The sequence below is a fragment of the Gammaproteobacteria bacterium genome, assembly GCA_041395725.1.
Taxonomy (GTDB): Bacteria; Pseudomonadota; Gammaproteobacteria; order Pseudomonadales; family Pseudohongiellaceae; genus NORP240.
This window is the reverse complement of sequence record JAWKZW010000001.1, coordinates 2,836,566-2,859,044: the sequence shown is the minus strand read 5'-3', so window position 1 is coordinate 2,859,044 and position 22,479 is coordinate 2,836,566. Positions and strand designations below refer to the sequence as shown.

20 protein-coding genes are annotated in these 22,479 nt (G+C 53.9%); 13 read left to right on the top strand and 7 right to left on the bottom strand.

The features are described 5' to 3' along the window. Positions 1-199: 199 nt before the first annotated feature. The 9 genes from R3F50_12515 (at position 200) to R3F50_12475 (ending at position 10,614) form a co-directional block, all read left to right on the top strand. Complete coding sequence (locus tag R3F50_12515; protein ID MEZ5491125.1) at positions 200-2,314, top strand: hypothetical protein; 2,115 nt, start codon at positions 200-202, stop codon at positions 2,312-2,314. Continuing rightward, complete coding sequence (locus R3F50_12510; protein MEZ5491124.1) at positions 2,311-4,458, top strand: hypothetical protein; 2,148 nt, start codon at positions 2,311-2,313, stop codon at positions 4,456-4,458. The genes R3F50_12515 and R3F50_12510 overlap by 4 nt, the downstream gene beginning before the upstream one ends. Positions 4,459-4,701: 243 nt before the next feature. Further along, the gene (locus R3F50_12505; GenBank protein MEZ5491123.1) at positions 4,702-5,547 is read left to right on the top strand and encodes an alpha/beta fold hydrolase; all 846 of its coding nucleotides are present in this window, start codon (positions 4,702-4,704) and stop codon (positions 5,545-5,547) included. A 135-nt stretch (positions 5,548-5,682) separates the two neighbouring features. After that, entirely contained in the window at positions 5,683-6,381 is a 699-nt protein-coding gene (locus R3F50_12500) for a hypothetical protein (protein ID MEZ5491122.1), read from the top strand. Between the two features lie 265 nt (positions 6,382-6,646). Then, positions 6,647-7,015 (top strand): DUF6326 family protein, encoded by a 369-nt coding sequence (locus R3F50_12495; protein ID MEZ5491121.1) that lies wholly within the window; start codon positions 6,647-6,649, stop codon positions 7,013-7,015. An 81-nt stretch (positions 7,016-7,096) separates the two neighbouring features. Further along, positions 7,097-8,200: an alpha/beta fold hydrolase gene (locus R3F50_12490; GenBank protein ID MEZ5491120.1), complete on the top strand. Its 1,104-nt coding sequence runs from the start codon at positions 7,097-7,099 to the stop codon at positions 8,198-8,200. A 423-nt stretch (positions 8,201-8,623) separates the two neighbouring features. Next, on the top strand, positions 8,624-8,989 hold the full coding sequence (locus R3F50_12485; protein ID MEZ5491119.1) for a hypothetical protein: 366 nt from the start codon (positions 8,624-8,626) through the stop codon (positions 8,987-8,989). Between the two features lie 358 nt (positions 8,990-9,347). Then, positions 9,348-9,563 carry a hypothetical protein gene (locus tag R3F50_12480; protein ID MEZ5491118.1) on the top strand — a complete coding sequence of 72 codons (216 nt, stop codon included), beginning with the start codon at positions 9,348-9,350 and terminating at the stop codon, positions 9,561-9,563. Positions 9,564-9,789: 226 nt separating this feature from the next. Beyond that, complete coding sequence (locus tag R3F50_12475; GenBank protein MEZ5491117.1) at positions 9,790-10,614, top strand: alpha/beta hydrolase; 825 nt, start codon at positions 9,790-9,792, stop codon at positions 10,612-10,614. Between the two features lie 63 nt (positions 10,615-10,677). On the opposite strand, the gene R3F50_12470 is transcribed toward R3F50_12475, so the two are convergent. Beyond that, complete coding sequence (locus tag R3F50_12470; GenBank protein ID MEZ5491116.1) at positions 10,678-12,363, bottom strand: calcineurin-like phosphoesterase C-terminal domain-containing protein; 1,686 nt, start codon at positions 12,361-12,363, stop codon at positions 10,678-10,680. Between the two features lie 313 nt (positions 12,364-12,676). On the opposite strand from R3F50_12470, the gene R3F50_12465 reads away from it, so the two are divergent. Together R3F50_12465 and R3F50_12460 are read left to right on the top strand one after the other, a co-directional pair. Further along, on the top strand, positions 12,677-13,243 hold the full coding sequence (locus tag R3F50_12465; protein ID MEZ5491115.1) for a hypothetical protein: 567 nt from the start codon (positions 12,677-12,679) through the stop codon (positions 13,241-13,243). A gap of 145 nt (positions 13,244-13,388) precedes the next feature. Continuing rightward, the gene (locus tag R3F50_12460) at positions 13,389-14,462 is read left to right on the top strand and encodes an MBL fold metallo-hydrolase (protein ID MEZ5491114.1); all 1,074 of its coding nucleotides are present in this window, start codon (positions 13,389-13,391) and stop codon (positions 14,460-14,462) included. Between the two features lie 120 nt (positions 14,463-14,582). Here R3F50_12460 and R3F50_12455 read toward each other — a convergent pair whose 3' ends face one another. Both R3F50_12455 and R3F50_12450 read right to left on the bottom strand, forming a co-directional pair. Then, entirely contained in the window at positions 14,583-15,830 is a 1,248-nt protein-coding gene (locus tag R3F50_12455) for a hypothetical protein (protein MEZ5491113.1), read from the bottom strand. Positions 15,831-16,289: 459 nt separating this feature from the next. Next, positions 16,290-16,574, bottom strand: coding sequence for a coiled coil domain-containing protein (locus tag R3F50_12450; protein ID MEZ5491112.1), 285 nt, complete (start codon positions 16,572-16,574; stop codon positions 16,290-16,292). Between the two features lie 129 nt (positions 16,575-16,703). Here R3F50_12450 and R3F50_12445 point away from each other — a divergent pair, with 129 nt between their 5' ends. Beyond that, complete coding sequence (locus R3F50_12445) at positions 16,704-18,077, top strand: MFS transporter (protein ID MEZ5491111.1); 1,374 nt, start codon at positions 16,704-16,706, stop codon at positions 18,075-18,077. Positions 18,078-18,247: 170 nt separating this feature from the next. On the opposite strand, the gene R3F50_12440 is transcribed toward R3F50_12445, so the two are convergent. Genes R3F50_12440 through R3F50_12430 form a run of 3 tightly spaced genes read right to left on the bottom strand, consistent with a single transcriptional unit; the run spans position 18,248 to position 20,571 of the window. Next, positions 18,248-19,324 (bottom strand): aminopeptidase, encoded by a 1,077-nt coding sequence (locus tag R3F50_12440; GenBank protein MEZ5491110.1) that lies wholly within the window; start codon positions 19,322-19,324, stop codon positions 18,248-18,250. Positions 19,325-19,326: 2 nt separating this feature from the next. Then, positions 19,327-19,764 carry a secondary thiamine-phosphate synthase enzyme YjbQ gene (locus R3F50_12435; protein MEZ5491109.1) on the bottom strand — a complete coding sequence of 146 codons (438 nt, stop codon included), beginning with the start codon at positions 19,762-19,764 and terminating at the stop codon, positions 19,327-19,329. 33 nt (positions 19,765-19,797) lie between these two features. Next, positions 19,798-20,571, bottom strand: a complete 774-nt coding sequence (locus tag R3F50_12430; GenBank protein ID MEZ5491108.1) for a glutaminyl-peptide cyclotransferase — start codon at positions 20,569-20,571, stop codon at positions 19,798-19,800. A gap of 97 nt (positions 20,572-20,668) precedes the next feature. On the opposite strand from R3F50_12430, the gene R3F50_12425 reads away from it, so the two are divergent. Further along, positions 20,669-21,016, top strand: a complete 348-nt coding sequence (locus R3F50_12425; protein ID MEZ5491107.1) for a histidine triad nucleotide-binding protein — start codon at positions 20,669-20,671, stop codon at positions 21,014-21,016. 340 nt (positions 21,017-21,356) lie between these two features. Here R3F50_12425 and mtnA read toward each other — a convergent pair whose 3' ends face one another. Then, positions 21,357-22,451, bottom strand: a complete 1,095-nt coding sequence (gene mtnA / locus R3F50_12420; GenBank protein ID MEZ5491106.1) for an S-methyl-5-thioribose-1-phosphate isomerase — start codon at positions 22,449-22,451, stop codon at positions 21,357-21,359. Between the last annotated feature and the right edge of the window lie 28 nt (positions 22,452-22,479).

The following is a 22,479-nucleotide window of genomic DNA, read 5'->3' as shown; positions in this document are numbered from 1 at the left end:
AAATCCCGCTGATCTGGCGGCTTTTCCGAGCAGGCGCTCTGAAGACTGGTATCGACCCTAAGCCGTCCTTAGGGATTTTCGCTCGGATGCCTCAAATCCCCGCGAAAATCGTTCAAATTTCGGCACGCTGTGGTAAAGTTTTGAGCAAAATAACAAGCCATGTAGAGGGGTTGTCCCCACTCCGCCAAGGGTCTTACCAGTGAGTAGCTTTTTTCAAGAGCTGAAAAGCCGCAAAGTCTTTCGCGTCGCGGCCGTGTACGCGGTGGTCGCATGGCTGTTAATTCAGGTGGCCGATACGCTGTCACCCGCATTGCAATTGCCGGACTGGACGGTTTCGTTCGTCACGGTACTTTTCATCCTGGGTTTCTTTCCTACCCTTATCGCCGCCTGGGCTTATGAAATCAGCCCGGAAGGAAGCCGCACGGAGTCTGTCACAGCAGCTACCCCCCAATCGCTCGCCGCCCAATCTGCCGCGCCTAACCAGACGCTGTTGATCGCCACATTTGTGCTGGTGTTGTTGGTGGCGGGCTTCCAGATTGCCGATCGATTCCTTTTCCAATCTTCAGTGTTCGGTCTGGCCGGTTCATCATCCACAGACGAAGGCCCACGAAGCGGCGTTCTACGATCCGAGATCAATCTGCAGATTCCATGGACCAGAGACACTAACTCCGGAGCTGTGGTCTTGTTCGACTTGAGTAGCGATGGGAGGCAGCTCATCTACACCGACTCGACCGACGCATTGCCCTGGAAATTGTATTCACGAAACATGGCAAGCGGGGACATCGATATTCTTAGCGGAGAATCAGATGATGCCTATGTTATCTCTCCCAGCGGCACACGGTTATTGACAAACACAAGAGTCGCTTTGCGAATTCACGCCGACAGCGGCGGAATCCTGCAGTCGATCCCGGCAAATATTGGCTTCGGGATGAGTAAGTGGTTGTCCGATGATGAGGTTCTCTTCACTGATGGGGATCGCAGCATCCATCGTATGTCTCTGTCTAGCGAAAATGATACCCGGCTTACTGCACCTGAGGGACTTGACGAATGGCATATCGATCCGCAAGCCCTGCCCGGCGGCAACGCTATTGTGTATACGAGCGGGAACTATGTGGCCTCCAATATGGGCACAGAAGGCTCGGAGATCAGGCTGCATAAGCTGGATAGTGATTCTTCCCAAACCCTGATACGCGATGGCTATATGGCACGCTACGCCCACAGTGGCCATATCGTGTTTATCCGGGCTGGCGACCTGTGGGCAGTGCCATTCGACAGTGAGAGCATGCAGGTCGTGGGAGAAGAAGTATCGGTGATTGAAGGCATAGAGAGTTACCCTGCGAATGGGTTTGCCAACTATGCGTTCTCCGAAACTGGCAGGCTGGTCTATCTCCCTGGTGATGAATATCAGCGCATCGAGCCGGGATATACCTGGCTGAGCCGCCAGGGCGCTAACGAAGAAATCCCATTACCAACGGGCTATTATGTTGATCCGGAGCTATCGCCTGACAATGAGTTGCTTGCGATTACCAGGAATGAAGAAGACGGCAGCAGCGATATTTGGGTCTACGACCTCACTCGCGAGACATTTGGCCGCCGTACTTTCTCCGGCACTGCCCGTAACCCCAAATGGTCACCGGATGGCAGCAGACTAGCGTATAGCCAAACCGGCCAGGGAATCTGGCTGATAAACGCCGACGGAACCGGACAGCCACAGCAGCTAACCAGTGAACCAGATGCACGTCCAAGTTCATTTATTACAGCGAGTGGGGAGCTGCTGTACCTGATAAATTCGGGCGCAAACGTCACACTTAAAACACTCAGCTATCGCGACGATAGTTGGATAGCCAGTCCGGTTTTTCCCGCCGACTACCCCTACTTCAATGCTGAAGTCTCGCCGGATGGCAACTGGATCGCTTACGTCTCCCGAGAAAGCGGGGACTTTCATGTTTATGTCCGTCCCTACCCGGACGTGGAAAACGGGAAATGGCTGATCAGTAATGTGCGAGGTGTTGAGCCCCTGTGGAACCGCAATGGCAGTGAATTGTTTTATCGCGAATCCAACACGCTGATGTCGGTGGAATTCGAGACCGAAAACGGATTTATTCCCGGCACACCAAAAGCACTGCTGCCTGATTGTTGTATTATTACCAGTAATCCACCGAGTTACGCGGTATCCGGCGATGGGGAACGGTTTCTGACATTCAAACTGAATTCCAGCGCCGATATAGGCAGGTCGGATGAAGAGGTCCGGCTTACTGTGGTTGAAAACTGGTTCGAGGAGCTAGACCGATTGGCGCCACCAGACCCACAATGAACCTAATCAACGAACTAAAAAGAAGGAAGGTCTTCCGCGTCGCGGCGGTGTATGCCGTGGTGGCGTGGCTTCTGATTCAGGTGGCGGATACCGTGCTACCGGCGCTGCAGATGCCTGGCTGGACGGTGACGTTTATCACCGTGCTGCTAATCCTGGGTTTCCTGCCAACGTTGATTGCTGCCTGGGCTTACGAAGTTACGCCGGACGGGGTTAAGCCGGACCATAGGGTCCAGCCGACGTCTGGATCACCCGCCACTTCTGCCCAGCCAATCAATTACCTGATCCTGATCGTGGTGCTGGCAGTTGCCGGAATCCAGGTATTCGATCGCTTTGCAGATTCGAACTTTGACGCAGCAAGACAATCGGTTTCAATGGATGCGACAGGCGCTTCCCTGACGCCGACGCGCTCCAACCTGAACCTTGGTCCCATTGTTCGTCGACCAATTGGTATCGGTAACTTTATTACGAGGTTCGAATTTTCACCTGATGGAGAAGAGTTGATATTCACCAGCTTCGACGGCGCATTATTTCAGCTTAATGCGCGGAAAATGGAGCAGTTTGGGGCGAGGGTTCTATTGGAGTCTGATGAGTATATCGATGGGGGTCGATTTTCACCCGATGGCCGACTTCTTGCGATACGTCAAAATTATGGTGATTTGAATATCCTGTCCCTATCCGGAGGATCACCACAGGCAGGCCCTGAAAATGTGAATGTAAATGGCTACAACTGGCTCGACAATAATCACATCATCTATCAGGATTACGTATCCGACCTGGTGTATAAATATGCTCTCGATACTCGGGAAAGCGTTTTGCTCTTCGATGCTCTTGAATTACCGTATTTCCAGTCCCCCGCGCAGATACCTGGAACGAATAACATTCTTTATACAGCGAATCGGGACAACTCATCTGCAGATCCTGGTGAGCCAGTACTGATGTCAATCGATATCGAAACCGGAGAGAGACGACAACTGATCGATAATGCCTACGATGCCCGCCTGATGAACTCCAACCAGCTGGTATTCATGCGGGGTGATGATCTATGGGGTGTCCATTTCGATTCGGATTTACTGCAGATCGTGGGAACTGCGGTGCCACTTATTGATGGAATCGAGAACGAGTCCTTATACGATTTCGCCAGTTACGCCGTATCGCCTAACGGGACGCTGATCTATTTGCCAGGTACCAATGTCACGACAATGTTTCAGCGATCCCCGGTCTGGCGTGATCTTAACGGCAATGAGGAGGCGATAGACCTGTCTCCAGGGCCTTATACCGAAATCGCGCTGTCTCCTTCCGGTCAACGAATCGCGCTGACTCTGGAGAACGATGGAGTCGCAGATATCTGGACCTATGATGTCAACCTGCCGGGTATTCTGAATAGAGTTACCGATTCGGGCGATGCAGGAAATCCGGTGTGGTCAAGAGATGGCGGCAGCCTCTTCTTTAATCGCGAGATTGATGACTTGGCAGCCTACGGAATCTGGCAAGTCAGCGCTTCGGGCGTGGGCGAAACAGCCAGAGTGATCCCCGGAGAATCGTTAATCTTGCCGCGCAGCGTCGCTCCTGATGGTGATCTGATCCTCCAGCGGGGTCTTGGCGATGACGCAGATATTCTAAGCAGCACACCAGCTTCAGAAAATGTAACAATCAATCCGCTTGTTGCTTCTGAGTATGGTGAAGCGCTACCGAGTCTTTCACCTGATGGCAGACTTCTCGCCTACGTGAGTTTCGAGACTGGCGTGCGAGAAGTCTTTGTGCGCCCATACCCGGATACCGAGGCTAATCGGTGGCGGGTAAGTACCAGCGGCGGAGACGAACCGCAGTGGGGAAGTAACAACCGCCTTCACTATCTCAGCACCACTCGGCCCGTAGAACTCGTTACCCTGGACATAGACTACGACACGGAATTCCGTGTTCAGCAACGCCGTGCGGAAGTTATTGGGAATTATTTTACGGACCCCTATCCTTCATACGCCGTGGACATTGTTAACAATCGATTACTGTTTACAAAGTTTGTCGATCAAGGTTATAGGCGTAATTGGGGCGATGGGCAACAGCCCGTGATCGCCAATGTGGTGAGCAACTTCTCCACGGAACTAGAATACAAATTAAGCAAGGGGGCATCGGATTCACTTGAATGATTTTTAGTCGGCTGGTTGTGGCTGATGTAAGTGTGTTCGCGTCCGACGAAACTTTGTCCGCTTGTGGCCGAGGCCGTGAGCAGCTGTTAAAGAGCTGAGATAAGAAGAGAAAATGAGCCGGTTCGGATACCTGGCAACAAGCGAGGGAGTCTCAGTATATAAATGTTATGTGTCTCGAAATATCGGACACAGATCAATCTATTTGATCACCAACGAAAATAACCAGATAACAAGGACCAGCTAATGCGCGTATTTTTGTTACTCACGTTTCTTTTTATAAGTCATTCGACACTAGCTCAATCCCCTACACGTGCACTTGCCCCCATTCCGAGCGGTGACGAAACAATGTTTGGCACATGGTTACTCGCAGAAGGCATTGGACCGCATCCTACAGCGATTCTATTGCACGGGCACCCAGGTAGCCCAGTCTTGCGCGAGGCAGTCTACCAGACCGTAGGAGGACTAGCTCTACCGCTTTGGGAGGCTGGGTTTAATGTGCTCGCTTTCAATTTTCGAGGCTCTTGGGGAAATGGTGGTAGATACAGCTTTGACAATCGAATAGAAGACGTTGAAGCGGCATTGGTGTATGTCCGAGAAAGCGCTGAAGAAATGGATGTTGATGCATCTCAAATCTCTGTTATTGGACACAGTGCTGGAGGATGGAACGCACTTATTGCAGGTATCGAAGATAAAAGCATTGCTTGTACTGTCGGTGTTGCTCCCGGTGGGCGTGGATCAGCAAGCTCCAGACCAATTCCTGATGGCGAAGAACCCCCGGGTTTCGATAATGCCGTTGTGGGGCTGAGCGGCTACACTGGCCGGGATACGTATAACGATTTGCAAGTACGAGTTGATCCAACACCTCGCATGAATGAGTTTAGAAACAGACCTCTATTAATTATAGAAGCTTTGCAGGATGCAGTTGTTCCAGCACCCGTTGTGGAACGTTATGTCATTGCGGCAGAAGAAGCTGGAGCTAACCCATTTGAACATGTACAAATAGATACTGATCACAATCTGAGAGCTGGAAATGGCCTTGCTGACCTAGAAGCTTCTGTGATTCCTTGGATCACAGACAACTGCAAGTGATCTTCAATGTATCTTTATGGTTAGACCGGCACATAACAAACTGTGCAATGGGTCGGCCTCGCCACACAACGAATGCAGATGGCCTAAAGGCCCGCTGTTGGCCGAAACCTGCTCTACACATAAATTAGCCAAAAAATGAATCAAGATATTCCTTGGAAAAGATTTTCAATTGAAGCAATTGTTATTGTCTTCTCAATCCTCCTCGCTTTTGCGATAGACGCAGGCTGGCAATATAGACTGGAAAACAAAACTACTCAGAGCAACATTGAAGCACTTAAAGCTGATTCTCAAAGAAACCTTTCTCAACTAGATCGAACGATTAATCGTGTGGAGCGTACGCTACAAAGTAATATTTCGTTAAAAAACTATATGCTCAATCCTGAAACTGTTACTCAAGCAGAACTTATCGACGCTTTTGGGCGATTTACAGGTATAACGCAGTTTTACGCAGACACAAAAACAATTGATCAATTGGTTTATTCAGGCGAAATGGGCCTACTTAATAATCAGATACAGAATGCGATCTCTGTATTTAATTCAAGATTGCAGCTGGCCAAAGATATAGAACAAGTCGCCTTGGATATTAGGCACAACTCTGTCATACCAGCTGGTATCATCGCTGGGTGGCTAGGTACAGCGTTACATCTCCTGCAGTTCAGAGAAGAGGATGGGCTTAAACCAAAGTATCCGGTAGATTTCTCCTCTCTCCAAGATAACAAGGAGTTTGAACAAATTCTTTTTTTGCATATGGTAGTCCAAAGTCAATATCTCTCCAGATTTCTTTCTCTCAGAGAATCTTTGAAAGATCTTATTGATACTTTGGAGGATACATAAAAACCCCTCGCATTTTGTTAAAGAGGTTATATATGCGCAGTCATTCATCCGAAATGTCCAAAGATTCTCGAAGAGCTCTCGGCGAACGACGGGTTCTGGCCGGATGCAGAAAATAACTAAAGCATATCTATTGCTATTTCCAGGAATTTGTAATTACTGAAGCTAATCGAAAAAACATGTAGAGCACTAAGAGGGAAGTATGGACGACGGCGAAGGAAGGCGCATTCTGCACAGATTTCCTGTGTCGGTAAATATCTAACTGTCATTGTTGTGGGCGTCTCTAATGTTCCTATATGTCTATAATGACTATTTCAGCATGTATTTGCCTGGAACTATACAAGATATGGCAGCTGGGCGAATAGGACCGCTTGGCGAAGCAAATAATATCATTTTCGTTGTAGTATCAATGATATTGGCTGTCCCAGCCCTGATGATCTTCCTATCTGCGGTACTCTCACCCTCTTTGAGCCGCTGGCTGAAGGTTTTGTTGGGACTTCTCTACACCATCATCGAAGCCCTGACATTTCCTGGGTCGGCACTTTTCTATCAAATAGTTGTGGTGTTAGAGATCACCCTGACAGTGCTGATTATTTGGTACGCTGTGAAATGGCCCATAAGTTCTGAGTCGCAGTAAGGATGTAAATACAATTAGATGATCGTTTCTGGCCGGTTGCTGATACGTAGTTGTAGACACCAATAAATTTAGGGAGTTTTAATGGAAGCATTCAGAGTAGCTAAACGCGCCGCAACGCTCGCCCTCGCAGCACTGATTCTGTCCGGCTTTCCTTATTTGGAGGTATATGGGCAGGTAACCCCAGAGATATTCGCATTGGGAGACTTCAGGCTCGAGAATGGAGAGGTTTTACGAAACGCAAAAATCGCTTATACGACAGATGGAGTATTAAATGAACAGAAATCAAATGCCATACTGGTTCCTTCATCTTACTCTGCCTCCAACAACAATGAGTTGAGCTTTCTTGTTCAGGAAGGTGCGGCACTAGATCCGGCGAAGTATTTCATAGTTCGAACTAACCTGTTTGCAAACGGCTGGTCATCGTCGCCCAGTAACACGCCCCCGCCCCAGGACGGACCTCGATTTCCACAGATCGCAATTCGCGATAACGTTAATGCAGCATACCGCTTACTGACAGAAAAGCTCGGAATTCCACATCTACTCGCCGTCGTTGGATTTTCAATGGGGGGGCAACAGGCGTATCAGTGGGCGGTGAGTTATCCTGAGTACATGGATGGGATAGTCGTGCTGAGTGGTAACGCCAGGGAATATCCATTTGGCATAGTGCGGCTAGAGGGTGCCAAGGCAGCAATTATGGCAGATGCAGCTTGGCGGAATGGTGAATACACTCAGCCTCCTGAGAAAGGAATTCGAGCCCTTGGTGCACATTGGGCCGCATGGATTTACTCCCCAGAATGGTGGCGTAGAGAAACTTATCTTAGCCAAGGCCTGACTTTGGATGAGGCGATAAAGCGAAGAGAAGAAAGTTTCCTGGGTAATGACGCCAATGATCTACTTTCCCAGGCCATTACCTGGCAGAATCATAATGTAGCAGATACTCCTGGTCAGGACGGTAATCTGGAAAACACACTCCGCTCGATCAGAGCGCGAGTGCTTTTAATGCCTGCTTCATCTGATCTTTATTTTAGAGTTAACGATTCGAGAAATGAAAGTCGTTTCATTCGTGACGTTTCACTGCAGCCTATTGAGACTGTATGGGGGCATCCGGGTGCGGCTGGCGCAGATCTTGTAGCAAACAGATTCATCAATGCCACCATTAATGCGTTCTTAACTATGCCCAACTGAACAATCAGAAAGAAACTAGATGGCTGCATTTGGCTGGCTCCGGAAGTAACCTAGGGTTGTAGCGAGTCGGCACAAATATTAAGGAACCTCTGATTAATTAGGGAATCGCTCTGCGGGAGTCTGTCGGGCGTCACTTCAAGGCGTAGTGCGCAGGGAATGGCGCCCAGCCCGTGCCAAGCGCGACAACGCCGCAGTGGCGCCCGACAGGCACCGCCCGAAGTGGCTTTCAGGCGAACTCACTGCCTTCGTTGCCACGCCTTGACAGGCCGACGCATGCCGGCGGCAAGGCGCCTCGTCAGTGACCTCACCTGAAAGCCGGAGCGATTCCCTAATTAATCAGAGGCTCCCTAATAGAACAATGAGTAGATAAACCAATCCCAACGAACCACAAACCCAATCTGCAATAGTTCTTAGGAGAATAGCGTGACAGAATATGAACGTGCTGAGCTGACATTCAGCCTTATAGGTTATGGTATGACAGCGATGGCGCTCTACTTTACGGTAGTCAGCGGATACCTGATAGGCGCCTATATGGTGGGTGCGGAACTATCTAAATCGCAAGTATGGATTGTCACCTCATTGTTTGTCGTTTTCGCAATTAGTCTGGTTTTCGGTACATTCAGCTTTTTTGCAGAAGCAAGTGCAGTTGGAGAACGTCCTGCAGATTCTATTGAGTACTGGCTTGCACCGAGTATCGGACTGGCTGAAATAGCGGGTATCGCTGCTTCATTAAAATTTATGTTCGACATTCGCCGTGACGCTCAAACTCTCGAATCCGATGAGACCTAACCTTGCCTTATTTGATGTAACTAGAGCAACCAGGTTTTTGGAGAATAACCCCGGGCAGGAAAGGGGAAGGAAAGCCGCGTGCCGCCCACTGGCTACAAAAAGTTTCAAAGTCGGCTATTGGCGAATACAATTATTGAGCCCTTGATTAATTACGTCGGTATACTGGCTGGGTTTTTCAAAAGAATCGGGCGAAAGCCGCCGCCAGGAAGGTTGGAAGCCGGCCAACTCACATCTCTGGCAAAGCGAACGCGCAACTACTGTTTACGTCAGGCGGAATTTTTAACATGGTTACAAGTCGAAAGGGGGCGCTTTACCCAGGTAGTTACTTTTACGTAACGTAGTGGATCTCAATAAGAATATGGCAATTCAAGATTGGGGAAGCATTGGAGAGCTGATTGGCGCACTCGCGACTATAGCAACGCTCGTCTATTCAGCTATTCAGGTTCGGGGTAATACACAATCCAAAGCATTGACAGAAGAACTTGTTAGAACTAAAGATTTGCCATCGTTACTTGAAATCGCACCGGTATTTGATCGACGAAACGAGTTTGACAATAAAGTCAGCACGCATTGAGCAGTCTAATTTCCTCTCCAGGTTCAGGCTGCTCATTGAATAGGGGCCAGGTCCAGCCGACTGTAACTGAGCAGTACCAGCGCGGAAGAACGTTGCTGTAGCTTTTTTGAAATGAGCCTGCTGTTGGCCGTGGGCAGATGAGAAACTCTCAAGTCCGAGTTCGGTTTTAACCATGCAAAAGCAGCGGCCGGCCCCTAAAACATTGCTATTTGATAAGGAGCAGCACATGCACAGACTGATCATCACCTTCACACTGCTGATGGTTTTAGCACCAATCGGTACACATGCACAAACGCCGATCTCAATCGAGAACGATGTCATTTATAGCCGCACCAACGGTTCGGCCGTGCTTGCAGACATCGCCTACCCGGTCAACGGGGCCGATCTGCCGGCAATTATTTATGTTCATGGCGGGCGGTGGCGCGCCGGCGAGCGCGACTACGCCAACGCATTGGACATCGCCCAATGGGCAGGCATGGGTTATTTTTCCATGACCATTGACTACCGGCTTGTCGGGGCAACGCCCGCGCCCGCCGCCTACCAGGACTTGCAGACAGCGATCCGCTGGGTACATGCCCATGCCGACGAGTATGGTATAGACACTGACAGCATTTATCTCATCGGCGATTCATCGGGTGGCCACCTGGTGGCGCTGGCGGCGACGCTGGGCGAAGGCCCCTATGAGCGGGTTGGTGGTTGGGAAGAGGCGCGCAGCGACATCCGTGCTGCCATCAGTGTCGCAGGACCCTATGAGTTGAATACTCTGTCCTGGGGGAATCTGTGGACACCGATCGAGGGTGATCCGCTGGAGGCCCGACGGCTTGCCTCGCCAATTCATTCCATTGGCCCCGGCACCAGGCCCCTGCTGGTCATTCATTCAGATGATGATCGTTCTGTGCCGATTCAGCAGGCAATCGACTTTGTCACCGCGCTCAATGCCGCAGGTGTTCAGCATGATTTTATTCACTATACCGACAGTGGCCACATGCGCATTACCGAAGATGTGATCAGAGAAACTTTGGCATTCATTGCCAGGCTGGAGAGCCAATAGACTGTGTTCGGCCTGCCGGAACAGCAGTCTTGACGAATATCCCGCAGCCCGGCGCACACTTTACTAATCAGAGAGAATCTCGAAGGTAAAATCACCGCGCCGGCGCTGTCCGAACTCATCTTCGCTGGTTACTTTTATATGGTGTAAGCCGGGTTCCAACCCGCCTGGCAGAGGCAGTTCCCAGACATGCGAAGATCGGGTTGCGCGCCCGTAGGCATCATCGGTATCCGCGTAGCGCTCATGAGCTCTTGTCACGAACGGGTCGATTCTGACTGTATAAATCATGGCCTGCTCCGGGCCTCCGTCCAATGACATTGCGACCCGGTCCCGCGCTCCCCCGTCAAACAGGTTGACCACCAGCCGGGTGCCCGGTTGCAAGCGCCCGCGATGGATGCCACCGTCAGCGGGCTCCTCCAGCAGGGGGTCGAGGGTAATGCGTAATCGGCGCCCGGCATCCGGTCCGAACGGGAACGGGATGAATTCAGGAACCAGCTCCACGTCGTCGAAACGCAGCACGTAGAAACCATTGGGGTTGCCGTCCTCCATCATGGCATCCCGCACGCCGCGCAGGTCGGCAGGCCCCTGTGTCCAGCCATTACCTCGCACTTCAGCCAGGGTGTGGGCAATCCATGGCAACCCTCCCCAGCCATGGCGATGATTGACCTCAACCTTCCAGCTGTTGCTGGTGTCATGACCGGCAAGACCATACAGATGCTCGAATGGCGCCAGTATTTGCAGCAGCTCATTAAAATTTTCCGTGCCCGGACCGCGGGCCGGTTCCGAGCGTCCATCATCGGCAATAGCAACGAGTGGTATGTGGGTAGCAATGACGAGCAGCGTATCATGGGGTACGTGGGAAAGATCCTGCTCCAGCCAGCGCAACTGATGGGCAGGCACAAAACCCCGGTAGCGACCTTCTTCGATGAATTCCTTCCCGGCGCCGGCGTATTCCACATTATTGAGGATAACGAAATGGACGTTGCCATGATTGAATGAGTAGTAGGTCGGTCCAAAATACAACTTGTAGGTTTCATTGGCGTAGCGGGCGTCCGGCGCTTCGAAATTGATATCGTGATTGCCGGGCAGGTACCACTGGGGTATCCCCATCAGCCCCATCATCGTGCGGTGGCGTGGATAGACGGCCAGGTTGTCGTAACCTACATCGCCCATGGTCAAACCAAAGTCCACCCCGTAAGGGTTATCAACCAGTGGGTTGATCAGGTCTTCCCGCAGCATGTCCTGGCTCAATTCAAACCGGGCCTGGGGATCGGCAAATCCATGGGCCGTAAAAGTATCTGATGGCTCCGGCAGCGGTAACAGAGGAAAGTCGATCCGCTCAGGCAGTGGGCCGGTCGCATCTGCAACCGGGAACAGCCATTCCACCGCCGTGCCTTCGATCGCAGCAGGGGTCCCCTCAGGGTAATAGCGGTAATAGAAGCGCGGAACATTGTCATCGTCGACCGGCACCAGAAAATTTGCCGGCTTGGAGATAAACAGCAGCTGCAAAGGAGCCAGGTCTATCTGATATTCCCCCTCACTGTCAGTCAGCACCACCTGGCAGCCGTTGCTGACCGCCACTTCTGAAACCCCGGGCTCGCCAGGGTCACGTCGGCCGTTTCCATTGTCGTCGACAAAGACGCTGCCACGGGCGGTCTCGGATACCCGCACTGACTCGCACTGGGCGAAAGCCTGGGAACCGGACTGAAATACGGCGACCGCTGCAATACTTAAAAGCACCTGCCTGATCATGATGCCAATACCTCCTTATGCCAGCATACAATACTCTCACCACCAGATGACAGGCGAGTGACTGAACCGCACAAATCAACCAGGCCTGGCGATCCGCAAGATTCCAGATCACCCCCCGCCTCACATGCTAACGTCGAATGCCCGATTCCCGCTGCCCCATGCCGTCTGAAATAGCGGACTTGCCCGACGGCGAGGTCAGTAAGTTGACACTCCCGTGATTGCTCAATTGCAATTTTTTGTTTCATATCATAATCCAGTCTGGCACGGCTCTTATACTGGAAGTGAAAACTTGGACATTGAGAGGATCAGCCCCATGACAGACCAGCAAACTGCCAAACCAATCCGCGAAGCTGTAGGAATCTTTTTTGACTCCCATAAACTGGAAGAAACCATTAAAGACCTGCAGGAGTCGGGCTTTCAGCACGACGAGATTGGTCTCCTGGCCGGGAAGTTCACGGTGCGTGAGAAACTTGGCCACCTCTACGAGGAGATCAACGAGGATGCGGATTCCTCAGGCGCGCCTGACACGGCATTTGTGGCCAAAGAATCTGTGGGGGATACTGTGCATGCCTTGCTGGGCACCCTTTACCTCACCGGAGCCGCGGTAGCCGGCGGGGCGGTTGTTGCGTCTGCAGGCATTCTGGGTGGCGCAATCGCAGCGGCGGCGGCCACCACTGCCGTTTTCAGCGGCGTAGGCGCCTTGCTGGCGGTGATTATTCATGAAAGCGACGCCGAATACCTGGAAGAGCAGGTCGACGAAGGGCACCTGCTGCTTTTCGTCCGGACCCAGGATGAAGAGCGAGAGGAACTGGCTGTCAATATTCTATCCCGGCACGCTGCCTTCGATCCCCGGGTCTACTCCCTCAAGGCGGCTGACTGATGTGGCTATTAAGGTAAACGGCATACCAGGTCACAGGGGGCTATTCTTCCATCGACGAATAGCCCCCTTGATTGTTGGAATTTGTCCGGCGAATTATTGCTATTGATCCGGCCACTCGTATTCTTCCCTTAGCAGGTGACACATTATGATATTTCGACAACTTTATGACGCCACCTCCTCAACCTACACTTACCTGCTGGCCGACGAAGCCAGCCGCGAAGCCCTGCTCATTGATCCCGTGTTCGAGCAGTTTCAACGCGACTTGGCGATGCTGCGGGAGCTGGGGCTGACCCTCAGGCTGGTGGTTGATACCCATGCCCACGCCGATCACATTACCGCTGCCTGGTTGCTGAAACAGAAGACCGGCTGCAGGATTGCCATTTCAGCCGCCGCCGGGGCAGAGAACATGGACATCGCCCTGCAGGATGGGGAATCGTTTGGCGTCGAGGGCGTAACGCTGGTAGCCCGCGCGACGCCGGGGCATACCAACGGCTGCATGAGCTTCGTGTTGTCCGACAAGAGCAAGGTTTTCACCGGAGACACCCTGTTGATCCGCGGTTGCGGGCGCAGTGATTTTCAGCAGGGGAACGCAGCGAGACTCTATCATTCAATCACAGAAACGTTGTTCACCCTGCCCGATGACTGCGCCGTGTTCCCGGCGCACGATTACAACGGCCGGACCCAGTCCACCATCGGCGAGGAAAAAGCATTTAATCCACGGGCAGGCGGTGAAGCCAACGAGAACGACTTCGTCCAGTACATGAACGCCATGCAGCTGCCCCACCCCAAGAAAATTGACGAGGCCGTGCCCAACAACCTGCGCTCCGGCAAGCCCGAGTCCGGCGAACTGCCGCCGGAACCGGACTGGGCGGATCTACGCATCAGTTATGCGGGTGTTCCGGAGGTAGAACCGGTTTGGGTTATGCATAACCAGCCATCAGTGACCATCCTCGACGTCCGGGAGCCTGAAGAACTGGACGAGGCCATGAAGGCACTGGACAACGCCATTTTTATCCCGCTGTCCGAGCTGAGAGAGCGGGTTAACGAAGTCCCCACCGATAAACCCGTAGTCACACTGTGCCGATCAGGCAAACGTTCAGCGCTGGCAATTAACATTCTCAAGGACGCAGGACACGAAAAGGTTGCCAACATCTACGGCGGCATACTGCACTGGAACAGCAGTGCAGTGCCGCAGAGCCTGAGACTGGATGATGCTTAGCGGCTAAATTAACGGGTTCCCTCATGAGGACCCTCTGGAAAGCCCGGGCAACCTGCTTTATCGATGCCTGACTTAAGCCAGTTTAAGGAACCTCTGATTAATTTTGGAATCGCTGCTGCGTTAAAAATCCAGCTGTGCGGGGGGCGCATTTTCCCGCGCCACTTCCTGTGCATGACTTTCCCGCATCCCGCGCTCAGACTGCAGATAACTCCACTCCAGGCGCGTTTCGATACCAGCGGTAGAGCGTGCGCCCTGTATGCGCATGTAGGGGCTCAGCACGGCCCGGTTGAGCTCCATCTGCTTGTCAAAATCAGGGAAGGCATCAAGGTAGCCATTCGGGCAACCGCCGCCGCCAGCAACCCCAAGGCTTTCCGGTCCGCCGCACGGCGCCAGAAGCGCGTTGTAGACCGCCGACATATGGCCCAGCTTCACTCCCGGTACCGACTTGACCAGGTCAGTCTTGTAGTCTTCCGAAAGCAACGAGGCATCGTGGTAAATCAAGGTACGATCCGGCGATTTGTTGAAAGCCATGCCCTGCCTGGGCAGATTGGGATCAAAAGGAAAAGTGGAAGGGCCGAAAACCCCACGAACCTGTGCAATCGCGGCATCCAGATCAAACTGGGTATTATTCTGATCATAAAGCTGCTCGTACAGTATGACGTAGACCAGCTCAAGGTTCCTGGGGACGTTAGTGTCGCTTGAGCCTCGTCCTGATTCCCGGGTCCGGGCATCACGCGCGGTTGCTGCGGCATCTTGAGCCGCCTGCTGATTCGCATTAATTACCCGCTGCGCCTCAAGAATCATGTCTTTCAGCTCACCGCTTTCCAGTTCATCGATAAACTCCTGAGTGGGCTGAACCGTGTAATAGCTTATTCGCTGTGTGCGGATGAGGCGTCCGGCGTCGTCCGTCTGACGCTTATGGTATTGCTGCAGCTGGAAACTTTCATAACCGCGCTCCCTGAGAATCTCATCCACAAACATAGCCGGCATACCCAGGCGGAGTCCCTGGATTTCCTGATCGATAGCCCGCAGATCATTGCCCGAAGGGGTGCCCCAGACCAGCGGATCCGGCAGGGTGCCCTGGCTAAGTCCGGTGGTCTCACTGACTACAGCAGTTGGCACCGATGACGACGAAGCGGGAATCCCCACCGTGGTCGGCACCTGCGGAACCACGTTTTCAACGATGCCGTCCGTGGACTGACTGACATCCTGGTTGACGTCATTAATTTCCTGATTGGTGATGGAACGGACCTCGTCCACCGCATTGTCGACGGTGTCGGTCACACGCCGACGGATGGAATCGAGAAAGCCCTGGGCCTGCACTGAACTGGTGAAACCAAGCAGAACGAGTAAGGTAAGGAAACGCATAGCCATCTCCCTGTTATTGATATTGACTGGGATAGCCCCCGAATTTACCCCTATGACTTCGGACTGTCCAGCCTGTAGGATTATTCGCAGCATTAGTGCAGGCGCGCCAAAGGGGGTGCACTGCAACCGGTTTGACATTGCTTCAAACCAATGGCGAAGACTGGGTCGTGCTGATAAGACCCGGCGGCGAATCGAATGGGTAGTGCATAGCCGAAGCGCTGGGGCTTGTCAGGCGCTTGGACCTTTCTTTTTTTATCTTTTATTTATACCCTTTATTTTTCAAACAGATAAATACTCCAAACCACGCCAGCCCGGGCTATTGGTGGGCAAAATTTATTGATGAGCGCCGCCAGATTGAAAACCTCATCAACCGTGCCGGCTGAACGTGGTCTGTTAAGGTATCCAGTTACGTTGAATTCGATCGGGCCGGACCCGCTGCAGCACCCGGCCCACTGCAGACTATTTCTTGAAGAAGTTCTCAAAGGCCTTCACTTCATTCCCCAGCGCGGACCAGTAATGCTCCACGCCTTCCTGCAGATCTTCCCAGGCGTCATCACTGGCTTCCATCAACTCGTGGAGTTTCTCCTTTGCCTCTTCCTTCAGATCATGGAGCTTCTCAACTTTTTCCTCATGCTCAAGATCTGCCTCCACATCTTTTACCTTGTCCTTGAGCGCGTCAATGTCCTGTTCCAGCTGTTCCAACTTGGCTTTGAGCGATTTTTCGTAATCTTTCCTATGGCTCATAGGTGTCAACTCCTTGGCAGGTAATGATTCCAGCGTTACCGGGGCAGCGCTGAGTGTGCTGTCATCCTAAGTCTGTGTAATGGATGCAGTCAACTTCAACCTCCCACTTGCTTGATAGTAATCAAATCAATGTGCCGGGAATCCCGGCCAGGCGCCTTTCTTTGTGTCGAACCCAGGCCAGCTGCGCTATACTGCCGCCGCTTCCAGGAGGACCAGACTATTTCCACGCCGACCACTGAGCGTCCAACCGCCCGGGAGAGCGCCTTCGCAGTTTTCTCGGAAAACCAGTTCCGCTGGCTATTTCTTGGTAATGTGGCGTTTTTCTTTGCCATGCAAGGCCAGATGCTGACCCGTACCATCCTGGCCTGGAATCTGACCGGACAGGCCACTTCGCTGGCCTATATCAACCTGGTAGTGGCCGTTCCCCTGCTGTTCGCCTCTGTGCTTGGCGGTGCCATCACCGACCGGGTGGAGCGCCGGCAACTGGTCATTTTCGGCCAGGTGCTGATCCTCGCCAACGAACTGTTTATCCTGACTCTTCTGCTGCTGGACCGGCTGGAGTTCTGGCACATGCTCTGCACCGCCTTCGTGTCCGGCTGCGCCTTTCCCTTTATTATGCCGGCCCGGATGGCCATAACCGCCACCGTTGTCGGCCCGCGGCGCATGCAGAGTGCCATGGCGTTCTCCGGCGCGGTGATGAACCTGAGCCGGGTTGCCGGGCCGGCAATCATGGGGCTGGTCATTGCCCAGTTTTCCGCGGTGGCGGCCTACATGGTGTCATCGGTATTGTATGGGCTGGGTATTCTGTGCATGTTCGGCGTCAATACCAGCCGATCATCGACTTCGGACAAACCCCGGCAACACTTGCTGGCAGACGTCGCGGGTGGGTTCTCTTATCTGCGCGCCAACCGCCCCATGATGATCTGCCTGTTATTTGGCCTGCTGCCCATGTTCGTGGCCATGCCGTTCCAGAACATTCTCGTCATGCTGGCGGAACAGGCCTGGCAGATGGGCGAAAGCGGCGTGGGTACCCTGATGGCCATAGGGGGTATCGGCGGTGTTCTGGGATCCATCTGGATAGTAAAACGGGGCGATTCCCAGGAACGGCTGCGACTCATGGTGGGGTCAACGCTGGCCTTCGGCCTATTCCTGGGGGTTTTCTCTCAGACCCCGAATTTCTATGTCGCCCTGTTACCGCTGCTGTTCGCCAACGCCTTTGCCAGTGCCGCGCAAACAGTCAACAATGCAGCGATTCAGATACTGACCGACGACGAGATGCGGGGCAGAATGAGCAGCCTGATGATGATGTCGTTCGGGCTCACGCCGATCGGCGTATTCCCCATGGCCATTGCCGCTGACCGGGCAGGTGCCGCTAATGCCATTACCGGAGCCTGCGTGCTGCTGGTGGTATTGTCGGCGCTCTTCGCCTATTTCAGCCCTACCCTGCGCGCTATAGATCATACGGTCAAAAAACGTATCACCACCACGCAAGGAACAGATTAGGAAAGCTCTGATTAACTGCCTTGACTGCTCTGCGGGAGGTCTGCCGAGCGCCTCTGCGCCGTTGTCACGTTCGGCTAGAGAGTGTGGTCATTCCCAGCGCGCGACGCCTCGCAGCCGCGATCAGCAGGCTCCTGCCCTGTCCATGGGCCTGCTCGCACCAATCGTCTGCCTCAGCGACTGGCGGTACCGACTGAATTCAGTAACTGGTTCCTTGCTTCCGGATCCAGCCCCGCAAGCGCCTCGACCCTGGCGTAGAACGACTGCAGATCGCCCTCTTCCTCCTGGAGAAGCTTCTCCAGGGCCGGAACCAGCTCGTTGTAGGATGACACCGTGGAGAGCTGCGCATTGTTCAGGGATTCGGAAAACCACCGGTCATAGGCCCCTGACCCGCCCCAGCTCTGCTTGAGCTGCTGATAGGCAGCGCGCATTTGCCGCTGCAGGTCTACCTTGCGCAGGCGCTTGTCGGCGTCATCAAGCTCCAGCTCATACAGCGCGGCAAAGCGGTCGCGGTAATCGATCACCAGTTCGACGAATTGCTGGCGACGTTCTGTTTCCTGGCGGGCCCGGGCCAGGGATTCGCTGTCGCCCTGGCTGTTCAGCCAGCGGCGCAGCCCCTCCTGCTCCACCAGGGTGGCGAAGCTTTCGTTGAAGGTGGTGTCACCGGGAATATAGAGAAGCTGATGGGCCAGCTCATGAAACAGCAGCGCCGCCAGCTGGTAGTCCTGGCGCTGAATGACGGTACTTAACAGGGGATCATCAAACCACCCCAACGTGGAGTAGGCGTCCACCCCGCCGGTGTAGACGTCATACCCCTGCTGTTCGAGGCGGCTGGCAAAACGGCGGGCATCCGCCTCGTCGAAGTAGCCGCGATAGCTGACGCAGCCGGCGACAGGGTAGCACCAGCTGAGGGGGTCAACAGAGAATTCCGGTGCCGCAAAGACATTCCAGACTACATGCTGGCGCTCCAACTCCACGTAACTGAGGTAGGAATCGGCGGCCGGCAGCTGCAGCTGCCGGGTCGCGAAGGCGCGGAGTTCCAGCACTGTTTGCAGCTTCTGCCGCAAGCCCGCCGGCAGGGAGTCGTCCGCCAGCAGGTCGGTAATCCGCTCCCGACTCCATAGGATATTGAGCTGTCCGCGGGCTGCCTGGCCGTAGTAACCGATGGTTTCGCAGGCAGCCAGCCCGATCAGCAGCAGGACGATAAGCAGCCCCCAGACGACTCGCCGCACCAGCACCGACGCCGGCATGATCAGCCCGGGCCGCCCGCAGACTCTCCCGTCAAGGTAACCCGCAGCCGACGACGTCCACCGTTGTCCCGATGCTCGCCCAGATAGATTCCCTGCCAGGTGCCCAGCATCAACTCACCGTGATGTATCGGCACAGTCACCTCACAACCGATCAGGGTGCATTTTATATGAGCAGGCATGTCGTCTGCCCCTTCGTGCATGTGTTCGTAATAAGGAGCATTCTCGGGAGCCAGCACGTTGAAGTGGGATTCCATATCCCGACGTACACTGCTGTCCGCATTCTCATTGATACTCAGGGAGGCAGAGGTGTGCTGCAGGAAGAAATGCGCCAGGCCAATATGGACCTGCCCCAGTTCCGGCAGCTGTCGGAGTATTTCACGGGTTATCAGGTGAAAACCCCGGGGCTTGGCACTCAGCCGTATCTGTTTCTGTAACCACATTTCGCTTACCCCCAGGGTAATTCATGCTGCCTGCTAAGGGGCAATCAACCGGATCTCAAAGAGATCAGACCACAACTTGCCTGTAACGAACAGTCTGTCCTGTTCTGCATCGTAGGCGATGCCGTTCAATACGGCTTCAGGATCACCCTGCACTGTCAGCTCGGAAAGCCCGGTCAGATTCACCAGCGAATTGACCCTACCGGAGGAAGGGTCAACTCTCACTATAAAATCAGTCTGCCAGATATTGGCCCAGACCTCACCGTCTATGAACTCCAGCTCATTGAGTGAAGGCACCGGATTACCCTCCAGCGTGACCTCAACCTTCCTGGTGGTGACAAAATTGGTTGGATCGATGAAATACAGATTCGCGCTGCCGTCACTGAGAATCAGCTCCGAACCATCAAACGTAAGGCCCCAGCCCTCGGTAGGATTGTAGAAGGTATCCAATTGTTCGAAGGATTCCCGATCATAAACAAAGACCATATGAGCCTGCCAGGTAAGCTGATAGATCCGATCTCCGACAATTTCTATGCCTTCTCCGAAATACCGGTCGCCCAGCCTTTTGATTTGCTCGATCTGCCCGCTTTCGAGAGTATATCTTTTCAGCAAGGACTGACCGCGACGGCCGGTGCCCTCGTACATCATGCCGTCAAAGAACCGCAGGCCCTGGGTATAAGCGGTAGGGTCATGGGGGAAGCGATTGATTACCTCATAGCCGTAAACCGGGGTCTGACTGGTTGAGTCCTGGGCAACCAGTAAAACTGGTGCAATCAGAACCACTACTAAAAGCTGAATGAATCTGGTCATGAGTCCCCGTTTGGAATCGCTACCGTTCCCTACTACAATGGTTGCCAGAAGAATACTGCCAAGCCAATAGGCCAATCGATACCCAGTGAGTTTAAAAATGTCAGGTGACTGTCTGTTCTGCAAAATTATCGCAGGGGATATACCCGCGAACAAGGTCTACGAGGACGCTGATGTCCTGGCTTTCCATGATATCAGCCCGGCCGCCCCTACCCATATTCTGATAATCCCGAAAAAGCACATTACTGCCGTAAAGGACGCCGGGCCCGACGAAGTCGGCCTGCTGGGTCAGCTGCTCGCCAAAGCCGGATCAATTGCCCGGGAGCAGGGGCTGGAAGAAGACGGCTACCGGTTTGTCATCAACACCGGTGACAACGGGGGCCAGACTGTCTTTCATCTCCACCTGCATATCCTGGGTGGACGCCCGATGACCTGGCCCCCGGGCTAGCAGACTGCGTCTTACAGAATGATGCCCCGCTAGCCGACCGCACCTTACCCGCCGATGCTCTGGTAAACGCTGTTTCGCAGCCGGAGTCAGCCATTCAGACCGGCAACCGGAACAATCGGGTTCGAGCAGCCCACCACCAGCCCCTCTTCCGTATCCAGCTATTCGATTGCTTAGTGGGAGCTATCCCCACCCCCTTCCGAACCAGAAGTGCCATGTATCCCCACTTCCTGATCAATGAAAAATCCGGGCCCTCTACCTGTCGGCCTGCTGGGCCCGGATGTCCAGCTTCGGGACCGGCCAGCAACCGACTGGACGCAGTGACACAGGGCAGCCACCTCAGTCAGGCCGGGCTTTTGTCCTGCAGGGCGGTAATCGCGCCCAGTTCTGCCCCACAGACACCTTTTTCCGTAATCAGGGCGGTCACCAGCCGCGCCGGGGTGACATCGAAGCTGTAATTGCCGGCCTGTGCCTGCGGATGGGAAAGACTCACTGTGCGACGCGTGCCGGTTTCATCGAGCCCCGCAATGCTCAGCACCTCGTCGGCATCACGCTGCTCGATGGGAATTTCCCGCAGACCGTCCTGGATCCCGAAATCGATGCTGGACACCGGCAGGGCGACGAAAAAAGGAACGTTATTGTCTTTGGCCGCCAGGGCTTTCAGGTAAGTTCCAATTTTGTTGCAGACGTCGCCCGCCGCGGTGGTGCGATCACTGCCCACCAGGCAGCAGTCCACCATACCGTGCTGCATCAGATGACCGCCGGTATTGTCCGCGATCAGAGTATTGTCGACCCCCTGATGCTGTAATTCCCAGGCGGTCAGAAAGGCCCCCTGGTTCCGGGGCCGGGTTTCATCAACCCAGACATGCAGTGGCAGGCCATGGGCCTGGGCCTTGTAGATCACCGACAGCGCCGTACCCCAATCTACGGTGGCCAGCCAGCCGGCATTACAGTGAGTGAGGATCTGCAATGGCTCGGAAGTAGCACCCTTGGCCCGCCACAGTTTTTCCAGCAATTTACAACCGTGCGCGCCGATGGCCTCGCAGGTGGCAACGTCCTGCTCGGCCAGTTCCAGGGCGAATTTCAGTGCCCCCTGCGCACGCTCCGGAACCGGCAGCCGGCGCAACCACTGTCGGGCGCCGGCCATAGCCCAGGCCAGGTTGACCGCGGTGGGCCTGGTCCCGGTCAGGGTCGTAATTGGCGTATCCAGGTCGTCAGGATGCTCCCGCAGGGCCAGGTACAGACCAAAGGCGGCGGCCACCCCTATCAGCGGCGCGCCCCGGACCCGCATGGCCTTGATGGCTTCGGCCATGTCAGCCAGGGAGTCGATCGCCTTGATGTCAAAGTGATGGGGCAGCAGGGTCTGATCGATAATCTTTACCGTCTGCAGAGAAGCATCGAACCAGATGCTCCGAAAAGGCTCGCCGTTAACAATCACAGGAAGATTTTTCCTCGTACCCGCAGCT